The 14381-nt window shown below is 67.4% G+C and carries 12 protein-coding genes; 8 read left to right on the top strand and 4 right to left on the bottom strand.

Annotation, left to right across the window (positions count from 1 at the left end):
• The first annotated feature begins 1 nt into the window (after position 1).
• Genes BT264_RS05955 through BT264_RS05930 form a run of 6 tightly spaced genes read left to right on the top strand, consistent with a single transcriptional unit; the run spans position 2 to position 4597 of the window.
• On the top strand, positions 2–505 hold the full coding sequence (locus tag BT264_RS05955) for a hotdog family protein (protein ID WP_072436623.1): 504 nt from the start codon (positions 2–4) through the stop codon (positions 503–505).
• The gene (locus tag BT264_RS05950) at positions 502–1227 is read left to right on the top strand and encodes a 3-ketoacyl-ACP reductase FabG2 (RefSeq protein ID WP_072436624.1); all 726 of its coding nucleotides are present in this window, start codon (positions 502–504) and stop codon (positions 1225–1227) included. Before BT264_RS05955 ends, BT264_RS05950 begins: the two co-directional genes overlap by 4 nt.
• Entirely contained in the window at positions 1227–2456 is a 1230-nt protein-coding gene (locus BT264_RS05945; protein ID WP_072436625.1) for a beta-ketoacyl-ACP synthase, read from the top strand. The genes BT264_RS05950 and BT264_RS05945 overlap by 1 nt, the downstream gene beginning before the upstream one ends.
• Positions 2453–3691, top strand: coding sequence for a beta-ketoacyl-[acyl-carrier-protein] synthase family protein (locus BT264_RS05940; protein WP_072436626.1), 1239 nt, complete (start codon positions 2453–2455; stop codon positions 3689–3691). Before BT264_RS05945 ends, BT264_RS05940 begins: the two co-directional genes overlap by 4 nt.
• A 32-nt stretch (positions 3692–3723) precedes the next feature.
• Positions 3724–4149 (top strand): YbjQ family protein, encoded by a 426-nt coding sequence (locus BT264_RS05935; protein WP_072436627.1) that lies wholly within the window; start codon positions 3724–3726, stop codon positions 4147–4149.
• Between the two features lie 13 nt (positions 4150–4162).
• The gene (locus BT264_RS05930; RefSeq protein ID WP_072436628.1) at positions 4163–4597 is read left to right on the top strand and encodes an excinuclease ABC subunit A; all 435 of its coding nucleotides are present in this window, start codon (positions 4163–4165) and stop codon (positions 4595–4597) included.
• A 48-nt stretch (positions 4598–4645) separates the two neighbouring features.
• Here the strand turns inward: BT264_RS05930 and BT264_RS05925 are convergent, their stop codons facing one another.
• Positions 4646–5365 (bottom strand): class I SAM-dependent methyltransferase, encoded by a 720-nt coding sequence (locus tag BT264_RS05925; RefSeq protein WP_072436629.1) that lies wholly within the window; start codon positions 5363–5365, stop codon positions 4646–4648.
• A gap of 104 nt (positions 5366–5469) precedes the next feature.
• On the opposite strand from BT264_RS05925, the gene BT264_RS05920 reads away from it, so the two are divergent.
• Positions 5470–6729, top strand: coding sequence for an NAD(P)/FAD-dependent oxidoreductase (locus BT264_RS05920; RefSeq protein ID WP_072436630.1), 1260 nt, complete (start codon positions 5470–5472; stop codon positions 6727–6729).
• Positions 6730–6816: 87 nt separating this feature from the next.
• On the opposite strand, the gene BT264_RS05915 is transcribed toward BT264_RS05920, so the two are convergent.
• The 3 genes from BT264_RS05915 to BT264_RS05900 all read right to left on the bottom strand — a co-directional run bounded on the left by BT264_RS05915 (position 6817) and on the right by BT264_RS05900 (position 11882).
• Positions 6817–9018: a glycoside hydrolase family 3 C-terminal domain-containing protein gene (locus BT264_RS05915; RefSeq protein ID WP_072436631.1), complete on the bottom strand. Its 2202-nt coding sequence runs from the start codon at positions 9016–9018 to the stop codon at positions 6817–6819.
• A gap of 452 nt (positions 9019–9470) precedes the next feature.
• Complete coding sequence (locus tag BT264_RS05905; RefSeq protein ID WP_072436632.1) at positions 9471–10550, bottom strand: glycosyltransferase family 2 protein; 1080 nt, start codon at positions 10548–10550, stop codon at positions 9471–9473.
• A 75-nt stretch (positions 10551–10625) separates the two neighbouring features.
• The gene (locus tag BT264_RS05900) at positions 10626–11882 is read right to left on the bottom strand and encodes an oligosaccharide flippase family protein (protein WP_072436633.1); all 1257 of its coding nucleotides are present in this window, start codon (positions 11880–11882) and stop codon (positions 10626–10628) included.
• 639 nt (positions 11883–12521) lie between these two features.
• On the opposite strand from BT264_RS05900, the gene BT264_RS05890 reads away from it, so the two are divergent.
• On the top strand, positions 12522–14378 hold the full coding sequence (locus BT264_RS05890; protein WP_072436635.1) for a serine aminopeptidase domain-containing protein: 1857 nt from the start codon (positions 12522–12524) through the stop codon (positions 14376–14378).
• Positions 14379–14381: the final 3 nt, after the last annotated feature.

Below are 14381 nucleotides of genomic sequence, written 5' to 3'. Positions count from 1 at the left end.
CATGCAGACCGGTTCGCTAACCGAAACGTTGCACGACGGTGCGGAGATCGCCGTTTGCGACGTGCTCGACGTGCTGCCGCATCGCGGCACGATGTTGCTGCTCGACGCGATCGAACGCTGTTCGGAAACGGCGATCGAGGTGGCCGCGAGCGTGCGCGACGATGCCTGGTATGCCGGCGACGACGGTGCGATGCCGGCGTGGATCGGTATCGAGCTGATGGCGCAGGCGATTGCCGCGCACGTCGGGTTGCTCGCACGGCATGCGGGCGGGCGAGCGAAACCGGGCGTGCTGCTCGGCGCGAACCGTTACACCGCGCACCGGGCCGCGTTCGACGCCGGCACGGCATTGCGGATCACCGCGCGCGAATTGCTGCGCGGTGACGAAGGGCACGGCGCCTACGAATGCGCGATCCATGCAGGCGATCGGTGCTGCGCGGAGGCGATCGTCAAGGTGTACCAGCCGGACGATTTTCAGTCTTTTATCGAAGGGAGTTTCAACTCATGACTCGGCGAGTACTCGTGACCGGCGCGAGCCGCGGTATCGGCCGGGCCGTTGCCATGCGCCTCGCGTCGGACGGCTTCTCCGTGACGGTTCACTGCCGCAGCGGTCGCGACCAGGCGGAAGCCGTCGCGGCCGCGATCCGCGAGCAGGGCGGCACGGCGGGCGTGCTGCAGTTCGACGTGCGCGACCGCACGGCCTGTCGGCAGCAGCTCGAGACTGACGTGGAAGCGAACGGCGCGTACTACGGCATCGTGTGCAGCGCCGGCGTCACGCGCGATGGCGCGTTTCCCGCGCTGACGGACGAGGACTGGGACGTCGTGATCGAGACCGGGCTGGACGGGTTCTACAACGTCGTCCATCCACTGACGATGCCGATGGTGCGGTTGCGCGCCGGGGGACGCATCGTGACGATCGCGTCGGTATCGGGCGTCATCGGCAATCGCGGGCAAGTCAACTACAGCGCGGCGAAGGCCGGGTTGATCGGCGCGACCAAGGCGCTCGCGGTCGAACTGGCGTCGCGACGCATCACGGTCAATTGCGTTGCCCCCGGCCTCGTCGACACCGGCATGCTCGATGACGTACCGCTCGAGCACGCGCTGCAGACCGTGCCGATGGGACGTGTCGGCCAGCCCGACGAAGTGGCGGCGGTGGTCGGATTCCTGATGTCCGATGCGGCGGCCTATGTGACGCGGCAAGTGATCGGCGTCAACGGCGGGATGGTGTGATGAAGCGAGTCGTCGTGACGGGAATGGGTGGCGTGACCGCTTTCGGCGAAACGTGGCCGGAAATCGAGGCGCGCCTGCGCGGCGCGCGCAACGCGGTGCGGCGCATGCAGGAGTGGGACTGCTACGAGTCGCTGCATACGCGGCTCGCGTGTCCGCTGCCGGGCTTCGCGGCGCCGGCATGGTACCCGCGCAAGAAGACCCGGTCGATGGGGCCGGTGTCGCTGTATGCGGTGCGGGCGAGCGAACTCGCGCTTGCCGATGCCGGGCTCGCTGACGATCCGTCGATCAAGGACGGCCGGATGGGCGTCGCTTACGGCTCGTCGTCGGGTTCGGTCGAGCCGATCCGTGCGTTCGGCACGATGCTCGAGACCGGCTCGATGCGCGACGTGACGTCGAACAGCTACGTGCAGATGATGCCGCATACGACGGCCGTCAACGTCAGCCTGTTCTGGGATCTGAAGGGCCGCATCGTGCCGGCGTCGTCGGCGTGCGCGTCCGGCAGCCAGGCGATCGGTTACGCATACGAGGCGATCGCGGCCGGCAAGCAGGCACTGATGCTCGCCGGCGGCGCCGAGGAGTTGTCGGGGCCGGCCGTCGCGGTGTTCGACACGCTGTATGCCACCAGTACGCGCAACGATGCCGCCGCACTGACGCCGCGGCCGTTCGACGTCGGCCGCGACGGTCTGGTCGTCGGGGAAGGGGCCGCGACGCTGGTGCTCGAGGAATACGAACATGCGCTCGCGCGTGGCGCGACGATCCATGCCGAGATCGTCGGCTTCGGCTGCAATTCGGACGGCGGACACATTACGCAGCCGACCGCCGAAACGATGGCGATCGCGATGCGGCTGGCGCTGCGCGACGCGTCGCTCGATCCGGCGGCGATTGCGTACGTGAATGCACACGGCACGTCGACCGATCGCGGCGATGTCGCCGAGAGTCATGCGACGGCATCGGTGTTCGGCGAAAACATGCCGATCAGTTCGCTGAAGAGCTATGTCGGTCATACGCTCGGCGCGTGCGGCGCGCTCGAGGCGTGGTGGACGATCGAGATGATGAAGCGCAACTGGTACGTGCCGACGCTCAACCTCGATAACGTCGATCCGGCTTGTGCTTCGCTCGACTACATCGTCGACGGCGCGCGCGCGATCGACGCGGAGTTCGCGATGAGCAACAACTTCGCCTTCGGTGGGATCAACACGTCGTTGATCTTCCGCAGGGGCGTCGCGTGAGCGCAACCGGTTACGCGCCGGCGCGCGTCGTCGTCACGGGGCTCGGCATCGTGTCGTGTCTGGGCAATTCGCTCGACGACGTGTCGGCCGCGTTGCGTGCCGGCCGCTCCGCTATCCGTCGCGTCGACGGCTGGCGCGCACGTGGTTTCCGCAGCCAGGTCGCGGGCGTCGCCAGTGTCGATGCGGCTGCGCCGTTCGCGCGCAAGCACGAGCGCTTCATGGGCGATACCGCCCGCTTCGGCGCGCATGCCGCCGCCGCGGCACTCCGCGATGCCGGACTCGATCCCGCGACGCTGCGCTCGCCGCGCGCCGGCGCGATCATCGGCTCGGGCATCGGCTCGATGGCCGACTACGACGACGCGATGGCGATCGCGGTGCAGCGCGGGATCGACAAGACGCCGCCCTATATCGTTCCGCGTGCGATGAGCAGCACGGCGTCGGCGTGCGTCGCGCAGTTGTTCGGCATCGAGGGCGTGTCCTACTCGCCGTCTTCCGCGTGCACGAGCGGTGCGCTGGCGATCGGGCATGCGATGCAGTTGATCCGGTCGGGCTGCCAGGACATCGTGCTCGCGGGCGGCAGCGAGGCGCTCCACGACAACATGACGCTGATGTTCGACGCGATGGGCGCGTTGTCGGCCGGTTATAACGACACGCCGACGCAGGCATCGCGGCCGTACGCGTGCGGCCGTGACGGCTTCGTGATCGCTTCGGGGGCGGGCATCCTCGTGCTCGAGTCGCTCGACCACGCACGCTCGCGCGGCGCGCGAATCTACGCGGAACTGACCGGGTTCGGCCAGGGCACGGATGGCGCGGGCATGGCAACGCCGCACGCAGCGGGGATCGCGCGTGCGATGCGCATGGCGATCGAAGGCGGCGGACGGCTGCCCGATTACGTGAACACGCACGCGCCGTCGACATCGCTTGGCGATGTCGAGGAGCTGAAGGCGCTTGCCGACGTGTTCGGCGGCAACGTGCCGCCGTTTTCGTCGACGAAAGGAATGACCGGCCATCCGCTCGGCGCGAGCGGGGCCCACGAGGCGATCTACACGATCCTGATGATGCGTGACGGCTTCGTTGCCGGCACGGCGGTCGAGGGCGAGCCCGATCCGGCACTCGGACGGATGCCGCTGGTGCGCGAAGCACGCACCGCGCGGATCGAGCGCGCGCTGTCGATCTCGTTTGGGTTCGGCGGAAGCTGCGCAAGTGTGTTGTTGGATGCCTGGAAAGGCAATTGAAGTGAACCTACTGAGCTGAGAGGACAAGAACAATGAAGCAGAAAGCACATCTGGCCGGCATGCTGATCGCGGCGACGTTGTTGACGGGCTGCGGCACCGTGGTGCGTTCGCTGCCGCTGCCCGCGTCGGCGACGGCGCAGGATGCGTCGGGTGTCAGCCTGTATTTCGGGACGCAAGCTCATCCGGCAGTGAAGACCAGCATCGGCCCGCGTTCGGAGTCGGTGCGCGTGCGGCGTGCGACCGACGCGGAACAGCCGACGTGCGAACAGGCGTTGAGCACGGCGCTGGACCGTCTGCGCGAATATGCGAAGAATCATGGCGGGAATGCGGTCATCAACGTGACGACGCGCTTTCACGACAAGCGTTCCGATTCGACGACCGAGTACACCTGCGGCGTGAGCGGCAGCGCTGGCGCGATCGCTGTGTCCGGCGACGTCGTGTTGCTCGACAAGCAATGACACGGAGGATGGTATGAAGTACCGGATTGCATTCGCGCTGCTCTTCTCCACGTTGGCGATGTCGCAGGCTCATGCGCGCGATTCTGTCGGCAACTATCCGATCGAGAGCGCGCTGACGAGCGAGGGCGACACGCTCGGCGGCGATGTCGCGCTCTATTTCGGCGATCAGTCGCACCCGAAGATCGTCAAGTCGTACGGCACCTTCGCGACCAACAAGAAAACCAACGCGTTCGGCAAGAGCGACGAGGCCGCGTGCCAGCATGTGTTCCTGTCGGCGGCGCTCGAGCTTCAGGCGCGAGCACGGAAGGAGGGCGGCAACGCTGTCGTCGGGATCAAGAGCAACTACCGGAACGTGTTGCGCAGCAGTACGACCGACTTTACCTGCGGTGCGGGCGCATTCGTGGCTGGCGTGGCGCTGACGGGCGAGGTCGTGACGCTGAAGCACTGACGCGCGGCGGGCGAGCCTGAACGAGGGCCGCCCGATGGCGGGCCCCGTTCAGGCCGGCTTGCGTGCGGCGACGTTGACGAGCGTCTCGCGACGCTTGCCGGGCTTCGGGCTGTGCAGGCCGATGCGTTCGAGCAGGCCGAAGTCATTCGCGCGGCTCCACCACAGATACGGAAACGACACGTTTCGGGCGTCGAACGCGAAGCCGGTTTCACGCAGCATCGCGAGATAGCCGTCCGCGCTTTTCTGGACCTGCATAGGATGTCGAAACAACAGCCGGATGACCCACGACTTGATATAGGCGTCGGTCGACTCGGCGAACAGCAGTACGCCGCCCGGCTTCAGCACCCGATGGAACTCGGCCAGCGCACGTTCCTGTTCGACGAGATGGTGGAAGGTCTGGTGGCAGAAAACGACGTCGACGCTTGCGTCGGCGAGCGGAATGCTTGCGCAATCGGCATGCCGCAATTCGACGAGGGTGCCGCAGTGCCGGGCTGCTTCCGACGCATGCGCAAGCGATTCGTCGTGGCAGTCGATCCCGACGATCTTGCCGGGAGCGAACGCGTCGTTCAGCAAGCGAAACGACTTGCCTTGTCCGCAGCCGGCATCGAGGATGACGGGCGACTTCGGCAACGGCGCCGCGACGAGCCGCTTCAGATCGTTGATGGCCACGCGAAGCACATGATGTTCCCAGGTGTGCGTGCGAAGAAACCAGATGCCGAATGCGGTTTCGGGAACGTAAGTGGACGTGCGCGTGCGATAAGCTGTCATGTGCTTCTCGTTGGTATCTTTTGTTGAACGGTTATTGTAGTTTGCATCGCCGAATTGCGGCGCAAAGAATCAACCTGCCCGATGAACCGGGATGGAAGGCGAGCATGAATGAAATGAAATCGGAATCGGTCGACGTAGCGATCATCGGCGCAGGACCTGCCGGCGCGGTTGCAGCGGGGCTGTTGCGCAAGGCCGGACGGTCGGTGCTGGTGCTCGAGCGCCAGCACTTTCCGCGCTTCTCGATCGGCGAAAGCCTGCTGCCGCAGAGCATGGATTATCTCGACGAGGCCGGCATGCTGCAGGCGGTCGTCGAGGCAGGGTTCCAGTTCAAGAACGGCGCGTACTTCGTGCATCGCGACCGGATGTCGTCGTTCGATTTTCGCGAGAAGTTTACGGAAGGATGGGGGACGGCGTATCAGGTCGAGCGCGCCACGTTCGACGACGTGCTGATTCGCTGCGCGGCTCGGCAAGGTGCCGACGTCCGATTCGGTCACACGGTGCGCGCGTTTGTGCCGGGCGATCGCCCGACGCTCGATGTCGTGGACGAAGCCGGGAGCGATTACCGCGTGCACGCGTCGTTCGTGCTCGATGCAAGCGGATTCGGCAGGGTGCTGCCGCGCCTGCTCGACCTCGAGGCGCCGACGCGGCTGCCAATGCGCGCGGCGATCTTCTCGCACGTCGAGGATCGCTTGCCCGCGGGATCGACCGATCGCGACAAGATCTGCATCGCGGTGCACCCCGAGCGGCGCGACGTGTGGTTCTGGATGATTCCGCTAACGAACGGACGCTCGTCGGTCGGGTGCGTGGCGGAGGCCGCTTTCCTCGACGTGCCGGACACGCGCCGCGAAGAATTGCTGCGCGAGTTGCTGCAGACCGAACCCACGCTGGCGCGCCTCGTCGGCAGCAAGCCGTTCGTGATGCCGGTGCGGCACATTGGCGGCTACGCGTCGAACGTCGAGCGCCTTCACGGCCCCGGTTACGCGTTGCTCGGCAATGCGGGCGAGTTTCTGGACCCGATCTTCTCGTCGGGCGTGACGATCGCGCTGCGGTCGTCCCATCTGGCGGTCGCAACGCTCGAGCGCCACCTGTGCGGCGAGACGGTCGACTGGCAGCGCGACTACGGCACGCCGCTGCGCAAGGGAATCGATACGTTCCGCGCATTCGTCGAACGCTGGTATTCCGGCGATCTGCAGGACATCGTCTTCCATGACGACAAGGCGCCGGAAGTCAAGCGGATGATCTGCTCGATCCTGGCCGGCTATGCATGGGACGAGTCGAATCCGTTCGTGCGCGAGCCGGCGCGTGGTCTCGATGTGCTTGCCGAAATCTGTCGCTCGGCCCGGCCGGAGCAGAGCGCCGGTTGAGTGGTTCTGGTGAAGATCATCAGCAGATGAGCAAATGCGGGGGCGCCGCGCACGTCATGTGCGGCGCCCCCGTCGATTCATCGCCGCTCAGTTGCCCTGCAGCCGGATATCGCGCGACGACGCGCCGACATATACCGTCCCGCCCGGCACGACGCGCCAGCCGTTGCGCGACGTATCCCACACGCTCTGCATCCGCGGCGACACCGTGACGCGAACATGCCGCGCCTCGCCCGGATTCAGCCGGATCTTCTCCCAGCCGACCAGCCGCTTCGGCGGTTCGTCCTTGTACGGCACGCCGAGATAGACCTGCGGCGTTTCCGCACCGGCGACGCGCCCGTCGTTGCGCACGGTGAACGCGACGCTCAGCGCGCCGTCCCATTGCCGCGACACCGACAGCCCCGAATACGCGAAGTGCGTATACGACAGCCCGTGGCCGAACTCGAACATCGGCTTGATGTTGCGCGCGTCATACCAGCGATAGCCCATGTTCAGCTTCTCCGCGTAGACGGGATCGTTGTCGAACGCGCCGTTTTGCCCCCACGTCGGCGAATCCTGGTCGCGCGCCGGGAACGTGACGGGCAGCTTGCCGGACGGATTGACGGCGCCGAACAGCACGTTCGCGATCGCCTTGCCGCCGGCTTCGCCCGGATACCACGCCTCGACGATCGCGGACACCCGGTCCTTCCACGGCATCAGCACCGGGTTGCCGCTCTGGACGACGACGATCGTATGCGGATTCGCGCGCGCGACGGCTTCGACGAGCGCATCCTGGTTCGACGGGTTCGCGAGACTCAGGCTTTGCAGTTCGCCGAAATCCTCGCCGGCCGGCTGCGCGACCACGACGATCGCGACGTCCGAGCGGCCCGCGAGCGCGGCGGCCTGGTCGATCTCCTGCTGCGTGTACGCGCGGAACGGCGACTGCTGGTCGCTGTTGCCCGCATACGTGACCTGCGCGGCCGGCGCGAGCGCGCGGATCGCCGCGACGATCGGTACGTCGACCTTCAGCCACGGATTGCGCCACCAGCTGCATCCCGTCGACGATCCGAACGTCAGGCCGCCGCAACCCGCGAACGAACCCGTCACCGGGTCGCGCGTGTTGCCCGAGCCGCCGCCCGACAGCACGGCCGCATCGGCATGGCCGCCGATCACGGCGATATGCGACAGCGCAGACGCGGCAAGCGGCAACTGGTTGCCGTCGTTCTTCAGCAGTACGATAGACTGCTCGGAGGCGGCTTGCGCGAACCGGTTCGCGGCCGCGAAATCGATCGTGCCGCCGCCCTTGGCCGGATCGTCCATCACGCCGACGCGGATCATCACGGCGAGCTTGCGGCGCACCATGTCGTCGAGGCGCGCGGTCGACACCGAGCCGTTCGCAATCGCCTGCTTGACTGCCGCCGGTGTCAGGTACACGCTCGGCCCGACGTCTTCTTCCTCGTCGAGCCCGGCGTTGATCGCGGCGGCGGTACTGTGCGTCGCGCCCCAGTCGGACTGCACCTGGCCCTGGAAGCCCCATTCGTTCTTCAGCACGTCGTTCAGCAGGTGATTGTTCTCGCACGCATACGTGCCGTTCAGGCGGTTGTAGCTGCACATCACGCTGCCTGGCCGCCCGCGCTTCGCGGCGATCTCGAACGGCAGCAGGTACAGCTCGCGCAGCGTGCGCTCGTCGATCTGCGTGTTGCCGCCCATCCGGCCGTGCTCCTGTTCGTTGCCGGCGTAGTGCTTGATGGTCGCGATGACTTTCTGCCGCTGCGTCGCGAGCGTGCGTTCGGCGAGCAGGTCGCCGGCGAGCAGCGGATCCTCGCCGAGATACTCGAACAGGCGGCCGCCTCGCGGTTCGCGCGCGAGATTGGTGCCGCCGGCGAGGCCCATGCCGAACCCTTGCGCGCGCAACTGGATCGCGACCTGCTTGCCGAAGTCGTACGACAGGCGGCGATCCCAGCTCGCGGCGACGGCGATCGTCGCGGGGAACGTCGTGCTGGCCTGCGACGTGCTGCCGGAACCGGTCGCCGAGTCGACCATGTTGAGATCGGGAATGCCGAGCCGCGGCACGCCCTGGATGTAGCCGGCGCCGCCGCCCGGCACCTTGGACATTTCGTATTGCGAATGAATGAACTGAATTTTTTCGTCGAGCGTCATCTTGCGCACGAGCAGGTCGGCGCGCCGTTGCGCAGCGGACGACGCGAACGCGTCGGTGGCGTCGCCCTGCGAGTTGAAATCGGCGTCGCCCGCGTAGGCGGTGGTGCAGAGGGTCGCTGCCAGCACGACGGCCGGCCAGAGTTTGTCCCGCATGTTGCTCTCCATGATCGAATTGCCGGTTGTTCGAATGATGTCTGGAGCTGCGCACATCCGGTGGGTTCGCACCGGACGCATTCGGCTGGCGATGCAGTGTGGTTGTGCGTCGGCATGCCAGGCCAGGCGGGGAATCGTTACGGCCGGTTGGGCTCGATCGGTCAACGCGGGCGGCGACGCACAGGCCGCTCGACGCTGTCGAATCGGATGTAGCGACTCTCAGCAGCGACTAATGGTATGAATGTAGTCCGACTACAGCATCGGTGTTTCTACCGATACGTACGATCTTTATTCGGCACGGTCGCGCGACGTGGCAAAAAGACGGTCATCGTTCCCGATTGCGGCTGTGCGGCGGGGTAAGAAGTACCTGCGTACAGGCGTTTGCGAAGGGGAACGTGGAGATGAAGGAGATTCGTCTCGTTGCGTGCGCATCGAATCGGGCGGGCCCGTCGTTATCCGGCGGCGCGGGATCCCGGATCGCGTGCGGTGAGCGCATCGGACGGTTTGCGGGCGCGTGCGAGCGGATTGGCGATGTAGCGGATCGCGCGGTCGCTGAGCGTCGACGATGGCAGCAGGCACGCGAGCGACAGCCCGGCGACGGCCAGTTTCTTGAACGGACGCCAGAACGGATTGCGCAGCACCGTATGCCAGTAACGGTCCGAATCGGACAGGAACCAGCGCCAGCGGCGCGCGAGCGGCGCACGGTACAGCGTGCTCGCGAAGCGGGCCTTTTCGATCGAGAAATCGAACGGTTCGCTCGGCAGCGCTTCGTGAAGCCGCGAGCGGGCAATCGTGCGCAGCATCGACCATCGGCGTTCAGCCTTCGACGCCCCCGTGGCTGCGTCTTCCGCGTTGGCGAACGCGAGATCGGCGGTATCGCCGTTCGCGTCGCCGGCGGCGTGTGCGGCCGGCTGGTGAACGCGATAACCGCCGAGCGACGTGTCGATCATGTGGACGGCGCCGAGCAGCGCGATTCCGTAGATCGCATAAAAATCGGCACCGTGCAGGTTGTCGGCCGTGACGGGCACCGGGAAGATGCGCCGGAGCGCGTCGCTCAGGTACGCGTTGCCCGACGCGGGCGGCGACGGATACAGCCAGCCCGCGCGCAGCAGACGCCCGCAATCCGCGTCGACGCCCGACTGCGGGACGGCGACGCCGGTTGCGGCGCCGTCCCGCGTGATCACGTCGAGCCGGAAATGCACCTTCACGAAGTCGCCGGCCGCGAACGCGGCCAGCACGCGGGCGGCGGCGTCGGGATAGAGCAGGTCGTCCGCGTCGAGCAGGATGACGTATCGGGTCGCGACATGCTCGAGCGCGCGGTTGTACGCGGCGACCTGGCCGCGATTCTCCTGGAAGACCGCCGCGATGCGCTCGCCGTACGAGCGGATGATGTCGCGGGAATCGTCGGTCGATCCGTCGTCGATCACCAGCACGCGGATGCCGTGCGCGGTCTGTGCGAGCGCGGAGTCGATCGCGGCACGCAGATAGGCGCCGTGGTTGTAGTTGCAGATTGCAATGGTCAGGTCTGCCATGAGCAACTCCCCGGTGACGCGGGTTCGAGTCTTCCGGCGCGGGCGGCCCGCGCCGCGCCGTCGTGCGGCCGCATGCTAGCGGCGCGCAACGGCGCTGCCGAGCAGCGGGATGCCGGCGCGATAGACCACGGCCGCGAGCGCGGCGGCAACAGCAGCCTCCGCGAGCAGCACGGCGGCGGCGGCGCCCAGTTCGGCGAAATACTTCGCGAGCACCGGCAGCAGCACGATGTTCAGGATGCCGGACGACATCAGGATGCGCGTGAAGGCCGTTTTCATGCCGAGCGGAAGCATGGTCTGCACGCCGAACAGGTCGGTCATGCCGGCCATGAACGGGATGAACGCCATCCAGCGCAGCACGTGAACCGTCGGTTCGTACGACGGGCCGTACAGGATGCGCACCGCCAGCGGCGCACCGAAGAAAATCACCAGCGAGATGCCGAGCACCATCACGACCTGCACGACGAACAGCTTGCGCAGGAACGAGAACGCGTCGTTGCGCGCATGCCGCATCAGGTAGCTGATGCGCGGATAGGTGGCGGCCTTCAGCGGCTGGAGCATGCTGAGCGCCGCGCGGATCAGCTTGTCGCCGGCGGCGAAGTAGCCGGCCGCGACGTTGCCCGACACGAAGCCGAGCAGCACGGTGTTGGTCGATGCGTAGAACGCGATCGACGTGGATGCGAGAAACACCTGCCAGCCACCTTTCAGCGATTCGGCAATGTCGGCAACGCCGACGCGGACGAAGTCGATTTCGCGATGGAGATACAGGTAGACGGCCAGCGCGATCGCCGACAGCACCGGCACGGCGGCGTTGACGATCATCGCGCGATCGATGTCCGCCGGGCTGTGCACGACGGCGAACATCGCGGGAAGACTCAGCACGCGGCCGACGAACAGGATCAGGCTGAGCGCGCGCAGCTTCTCCATGCCCTGGAAATACCAGCCGGGCGTGAATGCCACGCCGGCGACCATGCCGAACCCGATCAGCAACAGGTCGCGATCCTCGCCGAAGCGCCCGATCACGAGCGTCAGCACCACCAGCACGACGAAGCAGACGGCCGCGATCCCGATCTGCGCGTACAGCGTCGCCCAGAAGATGCGCGAGCGTTCGGCGCGGTCGTCGCGGGCGAGCGCGATGCGTGGTGTCGCGGTCAGGTCGAAGCTGTAGCTCGTGCAGTTGGTGAGATACGCGATGACCGCGAGCGAGAACGCGAGCTGGCCATAGCCTTCCGGGCCCAGCGCGTGCGTCAGCAGCGGCGCGATCAGCAGCGGCACCGCATACATCGAAATCTGCAGCGTCAGCAGCAGCAGGAAGTTCTTCTTGAGGTTTGACATTCGCTCGGTCGGCGCCGTTGGGTATCGCATGGCGGCGGGTTGCGTGCTGCCGTGCGGATGCGCGGCCGGTCGGCGCTGACCCGGCTGCGAGGATTCGCGACCCGTTCCGGCGATGCCGGCACGGCTGCATCACATCGTATGGCGGCCATGATACGGGCCGTGCGGCGACGCATTGTTCGCGAGCCTACCGTTCGCGGATTCCGTTCGCACGAGCGGAACGAATCGCGACAGGGCGCGCCGTGTTGTATCGCCGCGGTGATGAATGCATTTGTAAGCTGGCGCACCGAAGGCCGATCGAGCCGAATGATCTAATCAGACGCACTGTTTCGTCCGCGGAGGAAGTGATGCAGGCCAAGCCTGCAACCGGCAGCACGACCGGCCCGCGGGCGAATGAAGCCGGTGCAACGCGGCGAATGTCACGCATGCCGGCCGGCGCGCGCTTGCGCGAGGCCGGCTCGCGCGTGGGGCAGTGCGGCGCATGGAACACGGCGAGCGGGCCGCGCAGGGGCGCGGCGGAAGACCGCAGCCGGTGTTCCTGCCGTCGCCGGCCCGCCGCGGGAATCGCGCAGCCGCGCATGCCGGTGGAGCCGCCGGCGCGCGTGCGCATGGAATAACAAATACCGATCCGAGGAGTACCGAGTGAAACCGATAACGTTCGGCAGCTGTGTGGGGTGGCTGCACGAAGGACAGACGGGACAGGGCGTGATCCTGTGCGAATCGCTGGGCCACGAGGCCGCGTGGACGCACAAGCTCATGCGAGCGATCGCGGAGCGTCTCGCCCGCGCGGGCGTCACGGTGTTGCGGTTCAACTATCCGTGCGCCGGCGATTCCGCGGGCGACGATCTCGACGCCGGACGCCATGCCGCCAGCATCGACAGCATTCATCGCGCGATCGACCTGCTGCGCGACGAAGCGGGCGTGACCGCGCTGACGCTCGTCGGCCTCCGCGCGGGTGCGCTGTTCGCGATGCTGGCCGCCGCGGGCGCGGGCCGGCACACGTCGCCGCGCGTCGATGCGATGGTGGCGCTGTCGCCGGTCGTGCGCGGCCGTGCATACCTGCGCGAGCTGTCGTTCGTGCATCGCCAGTGGCTCGATACGATGCCGCCCGCGATCCGTGTCGCGCACCGCGACGAATCGTGCATGAACGTGCTCGGGCATCGCTACCCGGCCGATTTCGTCGATGCGCTTAAGGCTATCGATCTGTGCGACGTGGTGCGCGACGCGCCGGCGTTGCCCGGCGCGATGCTGCTGATCCAGCCGGAGCAGGGCGACGGGCCCGCGTTGCGCGACGCGTTGCTGGCGCGCAGCGTGGACGTGACGTGCGATCCGTTCCGCGAATGGCCGACGACGATGCTGGACGGCACGCGCTCACGCCTGCCGCACGCGGCGATCGATGCGCTGGTGAACTGGATCGTCGGGCGCGCACCGGATACGGCCGTCGCCGCCCGCGTTTCACCGCACACGGTCGGGACGTGGAGCGGCGAGTCGGCCGTCGCGCTCGACATGGGCGACATGACGGAGCAGGTCGTCGCGGTCGGCCCGGGCCGGCTGGTCGGCGTGCTGTGCCGTCCGGCGGAGACGCGGCCGGCAACGCCGGTCGGCCCGGCGCTCGTGATCGCGAACACATCGACGAATCCGCGCAGCGGCGAAGGGCGCTTCGGCGTGCGCATCGCCCGCGCACTGGCGCGGGCCGGCGTGACGACGTTGCGGATCGACGTGACCGGCGTCGGCGACAGCGGGTTCGGTGCGCCGGACGACCAGTCGGGCGTCGTGTATTCGCCGCAGGCGATCGACGACGTCGCGTCGGCGGCGGACTGGCTGCGTGCGATCGGCCATCCGGACGTGATCGCGGCCGGCATCTGTTCCGGCGCGTACGCGGCGTTGCATGCGGCGGTGAAAACGGCGTCGCTCGGCGGCGTGATCGCGATCAATCTCGCGCGCTTCGTGTGGCCGGCCGGGCTCACGCTCGAAGCGGCGCAGAAGCAGCGGATCAACTCGGTGCGCGGCTACTGGCTGTCGGTGCGCGACTGGCGGCGCTGGAAGCGGCTCGTCGCCGAGCGGCGCGACCTGCGTCCGATCCTGCGCGCGGTGGCGGCGAACGGTATCGCGCGCATCAGCGTGCCGGTGAAGGCGGCGGCCGCGCGCGTCGGCTGGAAGCCGCGCGCCGGTACGCCGCGCGGCGTGATGCGCGAGCTCGCGCAGCGCAACGTGTGGACGATGCTCGTATACGGCGCGCTCGATCCCGGCATCGACGACGTCCGGCGCCACTTCGGCGCGGTCGAGTGCGCGTTTCGGCGCTCGCGCCATGTGCGCCTGCACCTGATGCCGCAGGTCGACCACGCGCTGTACGGCGCGGCGGGAACGGCCGCCGTGATCGATCTCTGCATGCAGGCGCTGGGCAGCGACCCGGGCTGGCCGGCCGCACGCGCCGCCGATCCGTCGGCATCCGACGCAGCCGGGCGGCCGTACGCGAACGTATCGGTCGGCAGTCCGTGACGC

The organism is Burkholderia sp. NFPP32 (genome assembly GCF_900119325.1).
Classification (GTDB): Bacteria; Pseudomonadota; Gammaproteobacteria; order Burkholderiales; family Burkholderiaceae; genus Burkholderia; species Burkholderia pyrrocinia_C.
This window is presented reverse-complemented; position numbering and strand designations above follow the sequence as displayed.

Excerpts from the sequence above, each read along its gene's own strand:
- BT264_RS05955 (WP_072436623.1), top strand. The coding sequence starts at position 2 with ATGCAGACCGGTTCGCTAACCGAAACGTTGCACGACGGTGCGGAGATC.
- BT264_RS05950 (WP_072436624.1), top strand. The coding sequence starts at position 502 with ATGACTCGGCGAGTACTCGTGACCGGCGCGAGCCGCGGTATCGGCCGG.
- BT264_RS05945 (WP_072436625.1), top strand. The coding sequence starts at position 1,227 with ATGAAGCGAGTCGTCGTGACGGGAATGGGTGGCGTGACCGCTTTCGGC.
- BT264_RS05935 (WP_072436627.1), top strand. The coding sequence starts at position 3,724 with ATGAAGCAGAAAGCACATCTGGCCGGCATGCTGATCGCGGCGACGTTG.
- BT264_RS05930 (WP_072436628.1), top strand. The coding sequence starts at position 4,163 with ATGAAGTACCGGATTGCATTCGCGCTGCTCTTCTCCACGTTGGCGATG.
- BT264_RS05925 (WP_072436629.1), bottom strand. The coding sequence starts at position 5,365 with ATGACAGCTTATCGCACGCGCACGTCCACTTACGTTCCCGAAACCGCA.
- BT264_RS05920 (WP_072436630.1), top strand. The coding sequence starts at position 5,470 with ATGAATGAAATGAAATCGGAATCGGTCGACGTAGCGATCATCGGCGCA.
- BT264_RS05915 (WP_072436631.1), bottom strand. The coding sequence starts at position 9,018 with ATGCGGGACAAACTCTGGCCGGCCGTCGTGCTGGCAGCGACCCTCTGC.
- BT264_RS05905 (WP_072436632.1), bottom strand. The coding sequence starts at position 10,550 with ATGGCAGACCTGACCATTGCAATCTGCAACTACAACCACGGCGCCTAT.
- BT264_RS05900 (WP_072436633.1), bottom strand. The coding sequence starts at position 11,882 with ATGTCAAACCTCAAGAAGAACTTCCTGCTGCTGCTGACGCTGCAGATT.